We start from the raw sequence: 14,442 nt of genomic DNA, 5'->3' as shown, positions 1-14,442 counted from the left end.
TTACAGGATCTCGCGACGGCGCTTGTGAAAGCCGCACCGCCTATGATACCCCCGGCGCTATTGACTCCGGGAGCAGCGACGCGTGACGGCGATCCAGTCGGACCGGCCGACGGTCCTCATCCTCAACGGCCCCAATCTCAACATGCTGGGCGTGCGCCAGCCTGAGATCTATGGCCGCGACACGCTCGCCGACATCGAGCAGGCCTGCACCGACGAGGCCGAGCAGCTCGAGCTCGAGATCGACTTCCGGCAATCGAACCATGAGGGAGAGCTGGTCACCTGGATCCAGGAGGCCCGTACCGCGCATGATGGCATCATCGTCAATGCCGGCGCCTACAGCCACACCTCGGTCGCCATTCTCGACGCGCTGAGCGCCGCGGAACTTCCGGTGATCGAGGTCCATCTCTCCAATATCTTCCGCCGCGACGCGTTCCGGCATCATTCCTATGTCTCGCTGGCGGCGACGGGGGTGGTGTGCGGGTTGGGCGTGCACGGCTATCTTCTGGCCCTGCAGGCGATGGCGCGGCTCCTTGAAACCGACCGGTGAACCCCAGATGAGCACCTTCAACCTCGATCCCGAATTCGTTCGCGGCCTGGCCAAGCTTCTCGACGAGACGGGCCTGACCGAGATCGAGTTCTCGGAGGGCGACCGCCGCATCCGGCTGAACCGCCAGCCGGCGCCGGTGACCGCCTATGCGCCTGCCCCCGCGGCCGCCCCGGTCGCCGCCGCCGCGGCCCCGGCCGCCGCCCCCGCCACCCCGGCCGGCCCGCCGAAGAACGCGGTGACCTCGCCGATGGTCGGCACCGTCTATCTGTCGCCCGAGCCCGGCGCCGCGCCCTTCGTCAAGGTCGGCGATACGGTGGCCGAGGGCGCCACGCTCTTGATCGTCGAGGCGATGAAGGTGATGAACCCGATCCGCAGCCCGCGCGCCGGCACCGTCCGCGCGGTGTTGGTCGAGGACGCCCAGCCGGTCGAGTTCGGCGAACCGCTGGTCGTGATCGACTGATGTTCGAGAAGGTTCTCATCGCCAATCGCGGCGAGATCGCGCTGCGCATCCATCGCGCCTGCCGCGAGATGGGCATCCGCACCGTGGTCGTGCATTCGACCGCCGACAGCGACGCCATGGCCGTGCGCCTGGCCGACGAGGCGGTCTGCATCGGCCCGCCATCGGCGCGCGACAGCTATCTCAACATCCCGGCGCTGCTCTCTGCCGCGACCATCACCGGCTGCGACGCGATCCATCCGGGCATCGGCTTCCTGGCCGAGAACGCCCGCTTCGCCGAGATGGTGGAGGAGCACGGCTTCGTCTTCATCGGCCCGACCGCGCAGCACATCCGGGTGATGGGCGACAAGATCGCCGCCAAGGACGCGGTCAAGGCCGCCGGCCTGCCGGTGGTCCCCGGCTCCGACGGCGCCGTCGACACGGTCGAGGAGGCGATGAAGCTGGCCCGGGACATGGGTTTCCCGGTGCTGATCAAGGCCACCGCCGGCGGCGGTGGCAAGGGCATGAAGGTGGCCCGCGGCGAGGCCGAGCTGGCCGAGGCCTACAGCATGGCCCGGAACGAGGCCCGCGCCGCCTTCGGCAACGACAGTGTCTATGTCGAGAAGTATCTCGATCATCCGCGCCACATCGAGATCCAGCTGCTGGCCGACACCCATGGCAACGTGGTGCATTTCGGCGAGCGCGACTGCTCGATCCAGCGCCGGCACCAGAAGGTGATCGAGGAGGCCCCCTCGCCCGCGCTCAACGCCGAGGAGCGCGCCTTCATCGGCGGCCTGGCGGCGGAGACCGCGCGCAAGCTGGGCTATCGCGGCGTCGGCACGATGGAGTTCCTGTACCAGGACGGACAGTTCTACTTCATCGAGATGAACACCCGCCTGCAGGTCGAGCACCCGATCACCGAGGAGATCTCGGGCATCGACCTGGTGCGCGAGCAGATCCGCGTCGCCACCGGCGCGCCGCTCGGCTACGGCCAGCAGGACATCGAGTTCCACGGCCACGCCATCGAGTGCCGGATCAACGCCGAGGACCCGGAGAGCTTCACCCCCTCCCCCGGCCGGATCGACGGCTACCACGCGCCGGGCGGGCTGGGCGTGCGGGTCGACAGCGCCATCTATGACGGCTATCGCATCCCGCCGCATTACGACAGCCTGGTCGCCAAGCTGATCGTGCGCGGCACCACCCGCAACGAGTGCCTGATGCGGCTGCGCCGGGCGCTGGAGGAATACGTCATCGACGGGGTGAAGACGACCCTGCCGCTGCACGCCCGGCTGATCGCCGAGCCGGACTTCATCAACGGCGACTACGACATCCGCTGGCTCGAGCGGCTGATGGCGAAGTGACGGCCACCGGCCTGAATTCAGCCCAATTCTAGGAATAACAATGGATGAGCGTCCCGGGCATCGCGCTCGGGACCGGCGATCGAGGGGATGTGATCGCTGTCGCAGGTTCCGGCTTGGCCTGCGGGTCCGGTGCCGCCCCGTTTTGCGAGGAGATGCTGATGAGCGTGTTTCGTGCTTCGACGGCGGCGGCGCTGGTCGCGCTGGTCGCCGCCCCGGCCCTGGCGGCTGAAGTGCCGTCCGACCCGGTCGAGCGCTGCAAGGGGCTCCTGACCATCGCCCCCGACGACTCGCCGATGCACAACGCCCAGGCCGGCTCGATCGAATCCTACGGCGAGTCCGGCTGCAAGTTCACCGACCTGAAGATGACCGAGCCGGCCGACAAGGTGGAGGCGGGCGCGACGCCGACGACCATCTCGATCGCCGAGGTCACGCTCGACAAGCTCGACTTCACCAAGGCCTATGACGGCAAGCCGTCGGACACGCTGGTGGCGCAGGCCAAGGGCATCTCGATCGACAATCCGGAGGCGCAGAAGTTCTTCGGCGACGCCAAGTCCTTCGACCTGGTGGTCGATTATGCGCTCGACGCCGCCAGCAAGCAGTTCACGCTGAATCAGTTCCAGCTCAGCGGCGACGCGCTCGGCCAGCTGGCGCTGACCGGCGCGTTCGACGGCATCAGCGCGGACGACGCAGGCACGGCCGCCGACCCGAGCCAGCTCTTCGGCACGGCCTCGCTGCGCAAGATCAAGCTGCATTTCGAGAACAAGGGCATCATCGACAAGGCCATGGCCTTCGCCGCGGCCCAGGGCGAAGACCCGAAGGCCGCGGTCGAGCAGGGCAAGAGCCAGGCCGTGCTGGGCATGGCGGCGCTGTCGGCCTTCGGCGTGCCGGAGATCGCGGTGAAGAGCCTGATGTCCTTCGTCCAGGACTTCCCGGCGCCGAAGGGGCCGCTGACCATCTCGATCGACCCGGCCGCGCCGGTGCCGCTGGCGCAGTTCGCCACGATCAAGCCGGGCGACGCCAAGTCGATGGATCTGGTGAAGAGCCTGAACGTCGCCGTCAGCTACTGATCGGCGACATTCACCCGCGTCTTAGGTTGGGTTCGCGTGCCGCGAACCCAACCGACGTGAAGTGGCGTGTGGCCCCTCACGGTCGCACCAGCCCGAACACGCCGCGCACCGCCTCCAGGGTCCGGGCCGCCTGCTCCCGCGCCGCTTCGGTGCCGCGGCGCAGGATGGCGCGGACCTCGCCCGGGTCGCAGGCGAAGGCCGCGCGGCGCTCGCGGATCGGGGCCAGCAGCGCCTCCAGAACCTCCTCCAGCCGCCGCTTCACCGCCATGTCCGGCAGCCCGCCGGCGCGGTAGCGCCGCTTGAGCTCCGCCACCGCCGCCCGGTCCGGGTCGAAAGCATCGAGATAGGCGAAGACGACATTGCCCTCGACCTTGCCCGGATCCTCGACCCGAAGATGGCCGGGATCGGTGTACATGCGGCGGATCTTGGCGCGCACGGTGTCGGCGTCGTCGCGCAGATCGATGGCGTTGCCAGCCGATTTGCTGGCCTTGCCCTGGCCGTCCAGGCCCGGCAGCCGCGGCGTGTTCGACAGCAGGATGCGCGGCTCCGGCAGCACCGTTGCGCCGGCCAGGCGGTTGACCGCGCGCACGATCTCGACCGTCTGCTCCAGCATCGGCGCCTGGTCGGCCCCGACCGGCACCAGCGTCGCCGCCACCGCGGTGATGTCGGCCGCCTGGCTGACCGGATAGCACAGGAAGCCGGCGGGCAGGTCGCGGGCGAAGCCGCGCTGGCGGATCTCGTCGCGCACCGTCGGGTTGCGCTCGAGCCGCGCCATGGTGACCAGGTTGAGGTACAGCATCGCCAGCTCGGCCATCTCCGGCACCGCCGACTGCAGCACGATGGCGCTGCGCGCCGGGTCGAGGCCGATGGCGAGGTAGTCCAGCGCCACCTCCGTCACGTTGCGGCTGACCCGGCCGGGATCGCCGGCATTGTCGGTCAGGGCCTGCAGGTCGGCGATCAGCACGAATTGCCGGCACAGGCGCTGCAGCCGCAGCCGGTTGGCCAGCGAGCCGGCATAGTGACCGAGATGCAGCGGCCCGGTCGGCCGGTCGCCGGTCAGCACCACGTCGGTTTCGGTGATCTCCGGCGCAGGCACCGGATGCACCAGGGCGGTATCGGGCATGGGACGAGTCCTTTCGAGCAGAGGTGAAGGGCCGCTCGGATGGATCGCCGTCTCTCGGACATGAAAAAGGCCGTCTCCATCGGAGCGGCCGGGGGTGCAGGACGAAGCACGCGCAGCCGCCGTCAGGCGCTGCGCCACCAGGTCGGGAACTGGATCGCGGGCTTCATCATGCCTGCAAGATAGTGCGGCTTGGCCGCGATGGGAAGCGGCCGGGGTGGACGCGGCCCCTGCCCTCCGCTATCGACGGGACATGAGCGCCGTGCCGTCCCATATCCTTGGGACCACAAACCGGTCCCGGCCATGACTCGCGTCACGCCCCAGCTGCTGCTGCGCGCCTATGCCGCCGGGCTGTTCCCGATGGCGGAATCGGCGGACAGCCAGGAGCTGCACTGGTTCGACCCGCCGCGCCGCGGCGTGCTGCCGCTCGATGGCCTGCATGTGCCGCGCCGCCTGGCCCGCACGGTCAAGGCCGGCCGCTTCCGCGTCACCGCCGACCAGGCCTTCGCTGCGGTGATCGCCGGCTGCGCCGCGTCGACGCCCGACCGGCCGAACACCTGGATCAACGACGAGATCGTCGGCCTCTACACCACGCTGCACCGGGCCGGCTTCGCCCACAGCATCGAATGCTGGGACGGCGATACGCTGGCCGGCGGGCTCTACGGCGTGGCGCTGGGCGGCGCCTTCTTCGGCGAGAGCATGTTCAGCCGCGCCACCGACGCCAGCAAGGTGGCGCTGGTCCATCTCGTCGCCCGGCTGCGCGCCGCCGGCTTCATCCTGCTCGACACCCAGTTCGTCACCGACCACCTGGCCCGCTTCGGCACGGTCGAGATCGAGCGCGCCGAGTATCGCCGCCGTCTCGAGGCGGCGCTGGCACTGCGGCCGGACTGGGCCGGCACCGATCCGGCGACCGAGCTGGACCGGCTGCTGCACCAGCGGCGGGGAGAGCCATGACCGCCCTGCCCCTGCGCCGGCGGCCGGTTCCGGAGGGCGCGGTCGACGACGCACTGATCGGCTTCATCGAGGCGCACCCGGTGCCCTCGCCGCCCTTCGAGCCGCGCTGGGGCCTGGACCGCCTGGTCCTCGGGCCCGGCAGCATCATCGACGCGGTCGACGGCGAGGGCCGCCGGATCGCCATCGCCGCCGTGGTCGACGCCTGCAGCAATGCCAGCAACTCGGCCACGCTGGTGCTGCTGTGCTTCCATCCGCAAAGCGACCGCGACGCCCTCGCCGGCTTCCTGCTGGCCGAGGCCGAGGCGATCACCGCCGCCGGCCCCCGCGACCGGCTGGAGGTCGAGGCGGAGGACCTGTTCCTCGGCCGCGGCCCCGAGCTGGAGGCGCGCGGCTATCGCGAGGCCTATCGCATGCATCTGATGCGCCGCCCCCTGGACACGGCCCCGCCGCCGGTGGCGCCGCTGCCCGAGGGCTTGCGCTGGGCGCCGCCGACCGAGGCGACCATGCGCAGCCAGCACGATGCCGTCTGCCGCGCCATGGCGGCCGTTCCCGGCGCCAGCATCCCGGATTTCGAGAGCTTCGCCGCCCGCGCCCGGGCGATGCCCGACCAGCATGGGCTGATCCTGCGCGGCGATGACGTCGCCGGCTTCCTGCGCGTGCATCCGCCCAAGGCCGCCGGCGGCGAGGGCGACGTCGCCCTGATCGGTCGGCATCCGGACCATCGCGGCGGCGGGCTGGGCGACATCCTGGTGGCCGAGAGCCTGCGCCGGCTGCACGCGGCCGGGGCCGGCAGCGCGGCGCTGACGGTGGCGGCGGCGAACGACGCGGCCCTGGCGCTATACCGGCGCCACGGCTTCGCCGTCGCCGAGACCGTTCCGGTCTATGCCAAGGATTGCCCGGCCGCCGGATAGGGCTTTTCCGGCCGGCGGGCGGTGGAGACAATGCGGCACACTCTGCCGGAGTCGCCGCGATGACCTTCGCCCTCTGGATGGTCCTGGCCGCCATCCTGCTGCCCTACCTGACCGTCATGCCGGCGAAGGTGACGTCCCGGATCGACAATCGCGCCCCGCGCCGGGACATGGAGCGGATGACCGGCTGGCAGCAGCGGATGGATTGGGCGCACCGTAACCATTTCGAGACGTTCCCGGCCTTCGCCGCGGCGGTGATCATCGCCCAGATGGCGGGCGCACCGCAGGGCTGGGTCGACCTTCTGGCCGGGCTGTTCGTGCTGTTCCGCGTTGCCTACACCGCCTGCTACGCCGCCGACCTGCCAAGCCTGCGCTCCAGCATCTGGTCGCTCGGCTTCCTCTGCGTCCTCGGCCTGTTCGCGCTGGCGGCTACTGCCGGCCCGGCGGCAGCGCCGGCGGGATGATCTTCATCTCCGGCAGCGGCAACGGCGAGGCCTCCGGCACGTTCTCGTCCACCTCCTGCTGAGCCGCGGCGACGGCCGGCGAGGTGTCGGTGCAGCTCACCACCCAGACGTCGTAGACGGGATGGTCGAGCGCCGAGACGCCGGGTGAGGAGGCGAACATCCAGCCGGTGAAGACCGTGGCGGCCGGCTTGCCCGGCGGCGTGTCGGTGATCTCGAGGAAGGCCGCGCTTTCCGGCGGGTCCTCCGGCGGCGCCTTGCGGCAGGCGCGCACGGTGATGCCGAGCGTGCCGAACTGCACCGTCTCGCCGACCTTGGCCTCGAGCGGCTGGGTGCGCGCCGTGATCTTGTCGAGGCCACGCAGCTCGGCGATCGGCTGATCGATGGTGGCCGCTGCCTGCGCGGCGGTCGGAAGCGCCACGGCGGCGAGCGCCGCAAGGGCGGGAAGCACGAGAAGGCTGCGCATGATCCGGCTCAATTCCCCATCATGCCGCCAGGCTTGCCCTGCGGCGCCTGGTCCGGCGCCCCGCCGGCCCCGCTGCCACTGGCGCGGTCGCCGAGCTGGCCGATGCTGAAGATCACCTGGCCCAGCAGCTGCTCCAGGCTGGGATTCGACTGGGTGTGGTCGATGGTGTCGCCGTCCTTCAGCCAGCCATTGGGATCGTCCGGCCGGGCACCGGGGCTGAGGGTCAGGCTGCGGCCGCCGAGCAGCCCGTCGCTGCTGATCGCCGCCGCCGTGTCCTGCGACAGCCTGATCGAGGGATCGATCGAGAGCTCGACATCCGCGAGATAGGTCTCGGGATTCAGGGTCACATCGGTGACGGTGCCGACCTTGACGCCGCCGATCCGCACATCGGTGCCGGGGGCGATGCCGTCGGCCTGATCGAACTGAGCTTTGAGGCGATAGCCCGGGACGGTGCGGAGATTGGCGCTGGTATAGGCGAATCCCAGGAAGACCAGGGCGACGGCCAGCACGACCGCGCCCATGACCGTCTCGATGACGTTCCTGTGCATCACTGCTCCTCAGACCGGTCCGGGCCGAGTTTCAGGCCAAACTCTCACGCCGGCGTCCAGGGCTCGTAGTCGCCGGTCGCCTTGGCGCGGTGGCTACCGCGCAGCGGATGGCCGGGCGGCAGATAGGCGTGGCCGGTCCCGGTCGGGTTGGTCTCGGGCGGCTGCTGCCAGGGCCGGCGGAATGGGCTGGCATCGCCCGGCGGCTCCTTGAAGGTGTGGTGCAGCCAGCCATGCCATTCCGGCGGCACCCGGGTCGCCTCGGACTCGCCGCCGTTGAACACCACCCAGCGCTTCTCGCGCCCGCCCAGGGCGACCTTGCGGCTGCGGTAGTAGCGGTTGCCGAAGGCATCCTTGCCGACAAGCTCGCCGCGCCGCCAGGTGACGAAGCGGAGATAGGTGCGAAGCCCGAATTCGGTCAGATCGAAGGCCATGGATCCCAAGGACATGCCGAGTGACGGCCCCCGGCCGCCGAACGGCGCGGACTATGGCACCGCCGGCCGCGCCCGTCCAGTGCGCGTGCGGCCGCGCCGCAGGGCAATTTCAAGGCAGGCCGGCGGACCCCGGCGAAGCGGTGGCGGAAGCCGGTTCCGTCGGGGCCCTATGCCGTCCGTCCGTGGCCGCCAGGCCGATGCCGGCGGCCACCGCGGCCAGCCCCGCCAGCAGCGGCCCGCCGAGCGGCTCGCCCAGCGCCAACGTGCCGAACAGCGCCGCCACGACCGGGTTGACGGCGACCGAGACCGACACCCGGGTCGGCGTGGTGCGGCCGAGGGCGAAGGCCCAGAGAAAGAAGGTGACGGCGCCGCCGACCACGCCGAGGTAGAGCACGGCAGCCCAGCCCACCGGATCCAGCACCGGCAGCACGGCCGGTCGGGACCACAGCGCCAGCGCCGCCAAGGCCAGGCTGCCCGCGGCCATGCCGAGCGCGCTGAAGGACAGGGCCGAGGAGCGCCGGATGAAGGGCCGCGACCAGATGTTATAGAGAGCGCCGCAGCCCGCTGCCCCGACCATCAGCAGGTCGCCCAGCCAGGCCCGCGGCGGCGCCTCCGCCAGACCGGTGCCGAGCGCCAGCGCCACCCCGGCCATGGCCAGCAGCACGCCGGCCGCCTTGCGCAGGGTCAGCCGCTCGATCCCAAGCGCCGCGCCGGCGGCCAAGGTGAGCAGCGGCTGGGTCGACAGCGCCAGCGCCCCGCGCGCGGCCGTCGTGTGGGCCAGCGCCGCGTTGAACAGGAACGGAAAGGCGGCGAAGAACAGCAGGCCCAGCAGCACCACCCCCGGCAGGTCCCGCCGCGACGGCCATGGCGACCGCAGCGCCAGCACCACCGGCACGAGCAGCACGCAGCCGATGCCGAAACGGAACACACCCAGCGTCGCCGGATCCAGGACGCCCATCAGGAAGCGCGTCGCCACCACGGAGGTACCGCCGAGCGTGCTCGACGCCAGCGCCGCCGCCACACCGAGTCCCTCTCGCACCATTCCTGCCTCCTCCGTCCTGCGAAGGCAGGATAGGAACGGCCGCCGGCTTCACGGAAACGCATAACTATGATCCGCTGCATCATGAACCGTGATGGAGAGGCGGATGCTCGACCCGGACCTGCTGCGCGCCTTCGTCGCCGTCGCCGATCACGGCTCCTTCACCCGCGGCGCGGCGGCGCTGAACCGGACGCAGTCGGCGGTCAGCATGCAGATCCGGCGGCTGGAGGACGCCATCGGCGCCCCGGTGCTGGACCGCAGCCGCCGCGGCCTGCGCCTGACCCCGGCCGGCGAGGTGCTGCTGGGCTATGCCCGCCGGATCCTGGCGGTCTCGGCCGAGGCGATGGGCCGGCTGCGCGACCTGCGGGTCGAGGGCACGGTGCGGCTGGGCGTGATGGAGGATTACGGCACCCGGCTGGTGCCGCCGCTGCTGGCCGGCTTCGCTGCCGCCCACCCTCGCATCCAAATCGAGATGGTGACCGGGTTGACCGGACCGATGCTGCCGCGGCTGGGCGAGCGCTTCGACCTGGTGGTGGCGATGCATCCGGCAGGCGACGGCGGCGGCACCTTCCTGCGGCGGGAGCAGGCGGTCTGGGCCGCCGGTCGCGACGCCGACCCCCTTGGGGCCGCCGCGGACCGCTCGCCGCTGCCCCTCGCCCTCTATCCGCAGGGCTGCCTGTTCCGCGCCTGGGCGATGGCGGCGCTCGACGCCGCCAGCCGGCCATGGCGCCTCGCCTTCGTCAGCCACAGCTTGGCGGCGGTCACCGCGATCGCAGCGCAGGGCCTCGCCGTCACCGTGGTCAAGGCCGGGCTGCTGCCGCCGGAGCTGCGCCCCCTGGGCGAGCGCGACGGCCTGCCGCCGCTGCCGCAGGCGGATATCCGGCTGCATCGCGCGCCCGGCCTGCCGCCGGCCGGCGAGCTGCTGGCCCGGCATCTCGCCGACGGCCTGGCCCTGCCGGACCATGCCGCTCGGGTGTGATGGTAATCACACTTATCATGCGTCGCCGCTCACACGCCGCGCAGCACCCGCCCAATCGGTTTGCACTGCAACGGGGAGCATTGTGGCGGAATTGCGACGAATCCCGGTCTTCGAGGTAGAAGCTGGGCAGAGGCGGCGCCTAAATGTCAGGCAATGCAGGCGCTGCATTGCTGCGGTGCGATAAGAGGGGTACATGCGTGACGAAGGTAAGCGCATATATCGGGCCGTGCGATGCAACGCACACCGCGCCGCGAACCCCTCGCTGGACGCGGCACGTGAAGAAGGAAATGCTGAAGTGAACCTGATCAACAAGCTTGTCGCCGCCTGGGAACGTCGTCGTGCCTATGCTGCCCTGATGCAGCTCGACGACCGCCTGCTGGCCGATATCGGCATGAACCGCGGCACCATCATGGAGCGCCTGGCCCGCGCCTCGCGCGACACCCGCACCGCCCCGGCCAATGTCGCCGTGCTGCGCCCGGCCGCCGTGGCCGCTGCCGCGAACGAAGATTCGGTCATCCGTCGCGCCGCGTGATCGGCCCGACCGGAGGCACCCGGTCCGCTTCCTCCCCCGGACCAGGGTCACGAAAACCCCGCCGAGCGTAAGCCGGCGGGGTTTTCTTTTGCCCGCCCTCCGGGCAGCTTCTCCTGTTTCGCCCTCCGGGCTCAGCGGCCGTTCCGCCCGTCCGCGGCGATGTCGGGCCAGGGCGCCCGCCGGGGCCGCACCAGGGCAGGAACCTTCCGCGGCGGATGCGGCACCTCGGCGCCGGGCTTCTCAGCATCGAACACCTGCCGCGCGGCCTCGATCGTCGGATGGTGCGTGGTCGCCCAGGCGAACAGGGCCTTCAGCGGCTCGATCAGGGTGCGGCCGAGTTCGGTCAGCTCGTAGTCGACCCGCGGCGGGATCGTCGGGAACACGGTGCGGGTCACCAGCCCGTCCCGTTCCAGCCCCCGCAGGGTCAGGGTCAGCATCCGCTGCGAGATGCCGCCGATGGTCCGGCGGATCTCGTTGAAGCGCATCGGCCCGTCCGATAACAGGGCGACCACCATCACTGTCCATTTGTCGCCGACCCGGGCCAGCACGTCGCTGACCGCCCGGCAGTGGTCGTGCGTCTCGTCACGCACATCGGTGTTGCTCGGTTCCAAAAATGTGCCTCCTTGCGCGGCGTCCGGGTAGTCATCAGTTTAGCCCCAGTCACTAAATGTGACTACCCCAGGTCCGATCAACCCGGGGTTCCATCCGCCGGCCGGCCCATCCCCTGCCCCCTCGACCATGAGGATCCGTTCCCGATGAGCCGAATCCTGTTCGTCACCTCCAGCCCGCGCGGCGCCGCCTCGCTGTCGACCAAGGTCGCCACCGCCCTGGTCGACCGGCTGCAGGCGCAGTCCCCGGACGCCGTGGTCGTCCGCCGCGATCTGGCGGCGCAGCCGCTGCCGCATATCGGCGAGGACTTCCTGGCCGCCCAGGCGCTGCCCATCGAGGCCCGCAGCCCAGCGCAGCAGGCGGCGCTGGCCCTGTCCGATGCGCTGGTGCAGGAGCTGTTCGCCGCCGACACCATCGTCATCGCCTCGGCGATGATCAATTTCGGCCTCGCCTCGACGCTGAAGAGCTGGTTCGACTATCTGCTGCGCGCCGGCGTCACCTTCCGCTACGGCGAGACCGGCGCCGAGGGCCTCGTCACCGGCAAGAAGGTGTATCTGGTCGAGGCCCGCGGCGGCGTCTATTCCGATGGCCCGTACAAGCCCTTCGACTTCCAGGAGCCCTATCTGCGGCACCTGCTCGGCTTCATCGGCCTGACCGATGTCGAGGCGATCGCGGTCGAAGGCGTCTCCTTCGGCCCCGAGATGGCGGAGAAGGCCGTGGCCGGGGCGCTCGACAGGGTCTCGACGATCACGGCGCAGGCGGCGTGATGCCGGCCCCGGGACCGATCGGAAGCGGCCGGTCCCGGGCTGTCGGTGCCGGTTTCCGCCGCTTCGGCCGAGGCGGCGAGGCCACGCCGGCCAGCCGCCACACCAGGGCGCTGACGCCGCGTCTCTCAACCCAGAGGCCCGGTTCGGGCCGCGGCGCCTCCGCGGCCCGCACCACCTCCAGTTCGAAGGCGGCCGGGCCGGGCATGCCGAGGTCGGTCCAGCGCCGATAGGCGGCATCGAGCCGCCGCGCGGCCGCGGCGGAGCCGTAGCCGAGCAGCATCCCGGGCCGGCAGATCGCAACCGACTTCGCCGCCTCGTCGACCAGGCCGAAGTGCGAGACTGACAGCTCCTCGGTCTCCGCCGCCCCGTCGTCGAACACCGCGAAGCCAGGCTCGGTCTGGCCGAGGAACAGGCGGAAGGCATAGGCCGCGCCACCGAAACGGGCTGGATCACGGATACCGAGCGAGAGCGGCCAGTGCAGCGCCGGCTTCGAATTGATCTCTGGCCAGAACGGCAATGCACCGAGCCGCCGGCGCTCCGATCCCCGCTCCTGCCCCGGGCCGGTGAACCGGACGAAGCGGCCGGGGACCGCCTCCAGCGCCCGAAACCGGTTGCCCTCCCGCCGCAGAACCGCGACATGGCAGTCGCGGCCAGCGCCGCCCGCCAGCGCGATCGGCAGCAACAGACGGCCGCCCTCGGCGACCTGGTCGAACAGGGCCGCCGGCAGGTCCCAGACCGCGGCGGTGATCATGGCCCGGTCGTAGGGCGCCCCTGCGGCGTGGCCGGCGGCGCCGTCGCCTTCGACGATCTCGACATTGGCGATGCCCAGCGCCGTGAGATCATCCCGGCTGCGCCGCACAAGATCGCTCAGGATCTCGACTCCAACGACGCGGCCGTCGCCGCCGACCAGCCGGCCCATCACCGCGGCGAGCCAGCCCGAGCCGGAGCCGATCTCGATCACCTTGTGCCCCGGCTGCAACCCCAGACGATGCAGCAGCCACAGCACGTAGCTGGGCTGGGAGTTGGTCGAGTCGAGCGCGGCGTCGTCCGGCCCGAGATGGGCCAGCACCCGGTCGCTGTAGACGGCGGCGAGGTGGCGCTGCGGCTCGGCGTCGAAATCCTCGACCGGTCTGTCCCGATCGATCTGGAACCGATGCACGAAGCGATGGCGCGGCGCCTCCCGCACCGCCTGCCGGAGCCGCTCCGGCAGGCCTTCCGCGCCGCTGCGGCGGAAGGCCGTGTCCAGCATGCCCAGGAAGCGGGTGATGTGCTCTTCGATCTCCGGCTCCATGATCCCTCCGGCAGGAATGTCTGCCGGGGAATGCGCAGGACCCGCCCGCCCGCGGACCAGGAATATTTTTCATGGCCCCTGTCCGCACCCGGCCGCGGCGTGCGCATAGTGCTGCGGATGCAGGACACCTCGCCCCTCAAGCCGCGGATCGCGCTCCAGGCCCTCGGCCGGACCGAGCAGGACATCCGGCGCGCCCTCGCGGCGCTGTCCGAGCCGGACCTGCTGCGGTTGGAGGCAATCGCAAAGCTGCGCTGCCGCGGCCTGCCGGGGCTGGACTGGCGGGAACTGCTGCACGAGGCCGTCCTGCGCGCCCTCGACGGATCGCGGCCCTGGCCGCGCGGCGTGCCGCTGATCGCCTTCCTCGCCGGCGTCATGCGCAGCCTGTGCAGCGGTCACTGGCGCCAGCAGCGGGCCGGGGCGCTGCTACTGGCGGAAGTGGCGGAGCTGGCCGATCTCCCCTCGGAGTCGGCCGACCCCGAGCGCATCGTCGCCGCCACCCAGGCCCTGGCCGCGATCGACCGGCTGTTCGCCGACGACCCGGCGGCGCTTGCCGTGATCCTGGGCCTGAGCCAGGGGCTGTCGGCCGAGGAGATCCGGCGACGCACCGGCCTGTCCGCGACCGAATACGACTCCACGCGCAAGAGGATGAGGCGGGCGCTGCTGCGCCATGGCCTCACATGGTCGCCATGACACATCGATCCGACCGCGCGCTCGACCGCCTGCTGGAGGCGCTGGAGGCCGAGCTCGTCGCCGCCCCAGAGGACGAGATCCGGCAGGCCGCCGCCGAGGCCGGGCGCGGCGCCGCCGTCGCCGCAGGCGTGGTGCGCGACGTGATCCGGCGCGCCGGGGTCGAGGCAGCGTCCTCGGCCGCCTCGGTCGCCCCGGCCCCGCCGCCCTGGCTGCCGCCGCCGCGCTGGCATTGACGG

General features: G+C 71.3%; 19 protein-coding genes. 12 read left to right on the top strand and 7 right to left on the bottom strand.

The genetic code is table 11. The annotated features are described in order from the left end of the window. Window positions 1-82: 82 nt before the first annotated feature. The 4 genes from aroQ (at window position 83) to KXR53_RS02670 (ending at window position 3,411) form a co-directional block, all read left to right on the top strand. Window positions 83-547, top strand: coding sequence for a type II 3-dehydroquinate dehydratase (gene aroQ, locus KXR53_RS02685; protein WP_437373135.1), 465 nt, complete (start codon window positions 83-85; stop codon window positions 545-547). Window positions 548-554: 7 nt separating this feature from the next. Next, window positions 555-1,007, top strand: a complete 453-nt coding sequence (accB, locus tag KXR53_RS02680) for an acetyl-CoA carboxylase biotin carboxyl carrier protein (RefSeq protein ID WP_437373133.1) — start codon at window positions 555-557, stop codon at window positions 1,005-1,007. Next, the gene (gene accC / locus KXR53_RS02675) at window positions 1,007-2,344 is read left to right on the top strand and encodes an acetyl-CoA carboxylase biotin carboxylase subunit (protein WP_437373132.1); all 1,338 of its coding nucleotides are present in this window, start codon (window positions 1,007-1,009) and stop codon (window positions 2,342-2,344) included. The genes accB and accC overlap by 1 nt, the downstream gene beginning before the upstream one ends. Before the next feature lie 158 nt (window positions 2,345-2,502). After that, window positions 2,503-3,411, top strand: coding sequence for a hypothetical protein (locus tag KXR53_RS02670; protein WP_437373130.1), 909 nt, complete (start codon window positions 2,503-2,505; stop codon window positions 3,409-3,411). A gap of 76 nt (window positions 3,412-3,487) precedes the next feature. Here KXR53_RS02670 and trpS read toward each other — a convergent pair whose 3' ends face one another. Next, window positions 3,488-4,534 (bottom strand): tryptophan--tRNA ligase, encoded by a 1,047-nt coding sequence (gene trpS, locus KXR53_RS02665; protein ID WP_437373128.1) that lies wholly within the window; start codon window positions 4,532-4,534, stop codon window positions 3,488-3,490. 300 nt (window positions 4,535-4,834) lie between these two features. Here trpS and aat point away from each other — a divergent pair, with 300 nt between their 5' ends. From aat to KXR53_RS02650, 3 genes are read left to right on the top strand one after another with little or no spacing between them, the layout of a single operon-like run. Next, on the top strand, window positions 4,835-5,485 hold the full coding sequence (aat, locus tag KXR53_RS02660) for a leucyl/phenylalanyl-tRNA--protein transferase (protein WP_437373126.1): 651 nt from the start codon (window positions 4,835-4,837) through the stop codon (window positions 5,483-5,485). Then, window positions 5,482-6,396 carry a GNAT family N-acetyltransferase gene (locus tag KXR53_RS02655; RefSeq protein WP_437373124.1) on the top strand — a complete coding sequence of 305 codons (915 nt, stop codon included), beginning with the start codon at window positions 5,482-5,484 and terminating at the stop codon, window positions 6,394-6,396. Before aat ends, KXR53_RS02655 begins: the two co-directional genes overlap by 4 nt. A gap of 59 nt (window positions 6,397-6,455) precedes the next feature. Beyond that, complete coding sequence (locus tag KXR53_RS02650) at window positions 6,456-6,857, top strand: MAPEG family protein (protein WP_437373122.1); 402 nt, start codon at window positions 6,456-6,458, stop codon at window positions 6,855-6,857. Here KXR53_RS02650 and KXR53_RS02645 read toward each other — a convergent pair. The 4 genes from KXR53_RS02645 to KXR53_RS02630 form a co-directional block, all read right to left on the bottom strand. Next, window positions 6,823-7,320 carry a DUF2155 domain-containing protein gene (locus KXR53_RS02645; protein ID WP_437373120.1) on the bottom strand — a complete coding sequence of 166 codons (498 nt, stop codon included), beginning with the start codon at window positions 7,318-7,320 and terminating at the stop codon, window positions 6,823-6,825. The genes KXR53_RS02650 and KXR53_RS02645 overlap by 35 nt on opposite strands. A gap of 8 nt (window positions 7,321-7,328) precedes the next feature. Further along, window positions 7,329-7,868: an outer membrane lipid asymmetry maintenance protein MlaD gene (locus tag KXR53_RS02640; RefSeq protein ID WP_437373118.1), complete on the bottom strand. Its 540-nt coding sequence runs from the start codon at window positions 7,866-7,868 to the stop codon at window positions 7,329-7,331. A 44-nt stretch (window positions 7,869-7,912) separates the two neighbouring features. After that, window positions 7,913-8,299 (bottom strand): NADH:ubiquinone oxidoreductase subunit NDUFA12, encoded by a 387-nt coding sequence (locus tag KXR53_RS02635; protein WP_437373116.1) that lies wholly within the window; start codon window positions 8,297-8,299, stop codon window positions 7,913-7,915. A 109-nt stretch (window positions 8,300-8,408) separates the two neighbouring features. Beyond that, window positions 8,409-9,341 carry a DMT family transporter gene (locus KXR53_RS02630; RefSeq protein WP_437373114.1) on the bottom strand — a complete coding sequence of 311 codons (933 nt, stop codon included), beginning with the start codon at window positions 9,339-9,341 and terminating at the stop codon, window positions 8,409-8,411. A gap of 103 nt (window positions 9,342-9,444) precedes the next feature. Here KXR53_RS02630 and KXR53_RS02625 point away from each other — a divergent pair, with 103 nt between their 5' ends. Together KXR53_RS02625 and KXR53_RS02620 are read left to right on the top strand one after the other, a co-directional pair. Continuing rightward, window positions 9,445-10,317, top strand: coding sequence for a LysR family transcriptional regulator (locus KXR53_RS02625; RefSeq protein WP_437373112.1), 873 nt, complete (start codon window positions 9,445-9,447; stop codon window positions 10,315-10,317). 193 nt (window positions 10,318-10,510) lie between these two features. Beyond that, on the top strand, window positions 10,511-10,849 hold the full coding sequence (locus tag KXR53_RS02620; protein ID WP_437373110.1) for a DUF1127 domain-containing protein: 339 nt from the start codon (window positions 10,511-10,513) through the stop codon (window positions 10,847-10,849). Between the two features lie 131 nt (window positions 10,850-10,980). On the opposite strand, the gene KXR53_RS02615 is transcribed toward KXR53_RS02620, so the two are convergent. Beyond that, entirely contained in the window at window positions 10,981-11,460 is a 480-nt protein-coding gene (locus tag KXR53_RS02615) for a winged helix-turn-helix transcriptional regulator (protein ID WP_437373108.1), read from the bottom strand. A 144-nt stretch (window positions 11,461-11,604) separates the two neighbouring features. On the opposite strand from KXR53_RS02615, the gene KXR53_RS02610 reads away from it, so the two are divergent. Then, the gene (locus KXR53_RS02610; RefSeq protein ID WP_437373106.1) at window positions 11,605-12,225 is read left to right on the top strand and encodes an FMN-dependent NADH-azoreductase; all 621 of its coding nucleotides are present in this window, start codon (window positions 11,605-11,607) and stop codon (window positions 12,223-12,225) included. Here the strand turns inward: KXR53_RS02610 and KXR53_RS02605 are convergent. After that, window positions 12,206-13,516, bottom strand: a complete 1,311-nt coding sequence (locus KXR53_RS02605) for a protein-L-isoaspartate O-methyltransferase family protein (RefSeq protein ID WP_437373104.1) — start codon at window positions 13,514-13,516, stop codon at window positions 12,206-12,208. The genes KXR53_RS02610 and KXR53_RS02605 overlap by 20 nt on opposite strands. Window positions 13,517-13,615: 99 nt before the next feature. Between KXR53_RS02605 and KXR53_RS02600 the strand changes: the two genes are divergently transcribed. Both KXR53_RS02600 and KXR53_RS02595 read left to right on the top strand, forming a co-directional pair. Beyond that, window positions 13,616-14,206 carry an RNA polymerase sigma factor gene (locus KXR53_RS02600; RefSeq protein WP_437373103.1) on the top strand — a complete coding sequence of 197 codons (591 nt, stop codon included), beginning with the start codon at window positions 13,616-13,618 and terminating at the stop codon, window positions 14,204-14,206. Continuing rightward, window positions 14,203-14,439, top strand: coding sequence for a hypothetical protein (locus KXR53_RS02595; RefSeq protein WP_437373101.1), 237 nt, complete (start codon window positions 14,203-14,205; stop codon window positions 14,437-14,439). The genes KXR53_RS02600 and KXR53_RS02595 overlap by 4 nt, the downstream gene beginning before the upstream one ends. Window positions 14,440-14,442 lie beyond the last annotated feature (3 nt).

Source organism: Inquilinus limosus, assembly GCF_051487185.1.
Classification (GTDB): Bacteria; Pseudomonadota; Alphaproteobacteria; order DSM-16000; family Inquilinaceae; genus Inquilinus; species Inquilinus limosus_F.
The sequence above is the reverse complement of the archived record's forward strand: the minus strand, read 5'-3'. Positions and strand labels throughout refer to the sequence as shown.

Coding starts and splice junctions, on each gene's coding strand:
- KXR53_RS02635 (WP_437373116.1), bottom strand. CDS start 8,299: ATGGCCTTCGATCTGACCGAATTCGGGCTTCGCACCTATCTCCGCTTC.
- KXR53_RS02605 (WP_437373104.1), bottom strand. CDS start 13,516: ATGGAGCCGGAGATCGAAGAGCACATCACCCGCTTCCTGGGCATGCTG.
- KXR53_RS02640 (WP_437373118.1), bottom strand. CDS start 7,868: ATGCACAGGAACGTCATCGAGACGGTCATGGGCGCGGTCGTGCTGGCC.
- KXR53_RS02650 (WP_437373122.1), top strand. CDS start 6,456: ATGACCTTCGCCCTCTGGATGGTCCTGGCCGCCATCCTGCTGCCCTAC.
- aat (WP_437373126.1), top strand. CDS start 4,835: ATGACTCGCGTCACGCCCCAGCTGCTGCTGCGCGCCTATGCCGCCGGG.
- KXR53_RS02670 (WP_437373130.1), top strand. CDS start 2,503: ATGAGCGTGTTTCGTGCTTCGACGGCGGCGGCGCTGGTCGCGCTGGTC.
- KXR53_RS02655 (WP_437373124.1), top strand. CDS start 5,482: ATGACCGCCCTGCCCCTGCGCCGGCGGCCGGTTCCGGAGGGCGCGGTC.
- accC (WP_437373132.1), top strand. CDS start 1,007: ATGTTCGAGAAGGTTCTCATCGCCAATCGCGGCGAGATCGCGCTGCGC.
- accB (WP_437373133.1), top strand. CDS start 555: ATGAGCACCTTCAACCTCGATCCCGAATTCGTTCGCGGCCTGGCCAAG.
- KXR53_RS02630 (WP_437373114.1), bottom strand. CDS start 9,341: ATGGTGCGAGAGGGACTCGGTGTGGCGGCGGCGCTGGCGTCGAGCACG.
- KXR53_RS02620 (WP_437373110.1), top strand. CDS start 10,511: ATGCGTGACGAAGGTAAGCGCATATATCGGGCCGTGCGATGCAACGCA.
- KXR53_RS02645 (WP_437373120.1), bottom strand. CDS start 7,320: ATGCGCAGCCTTCTCGTGCTTCCCGCCCTTGCGGCGCTCGCCGCCGTG.
- KXR53_RS02625 (WP_437373112.1), top strand. CDS start 9,445: ATGCTCGACCCGGACCTGCTGCGCGCCTTCGTCGCCGTCGCCGATCAC.
- KXR53_RS02595 (WP_437373101.1), top strand. CDS start 14,203: ATGACACATCGATCCGACCGCGCGCTCGACCGCCTGCTGGAGGCGCTG.
- trpS (WP_437373128.1), bottom strand. CDS start 4,534: ATGCCCGATACCGCCCTGGTGCATCCGGTGCCTGCGCCGGAGATCACC.
- KXR53_RS02610 (WP_437373106.1), top strand. CDS start 11,605: ATGAGCCGAATCCTGTTCGTCACCTCCAGCCCGCGCGGCGCCGCCTCG.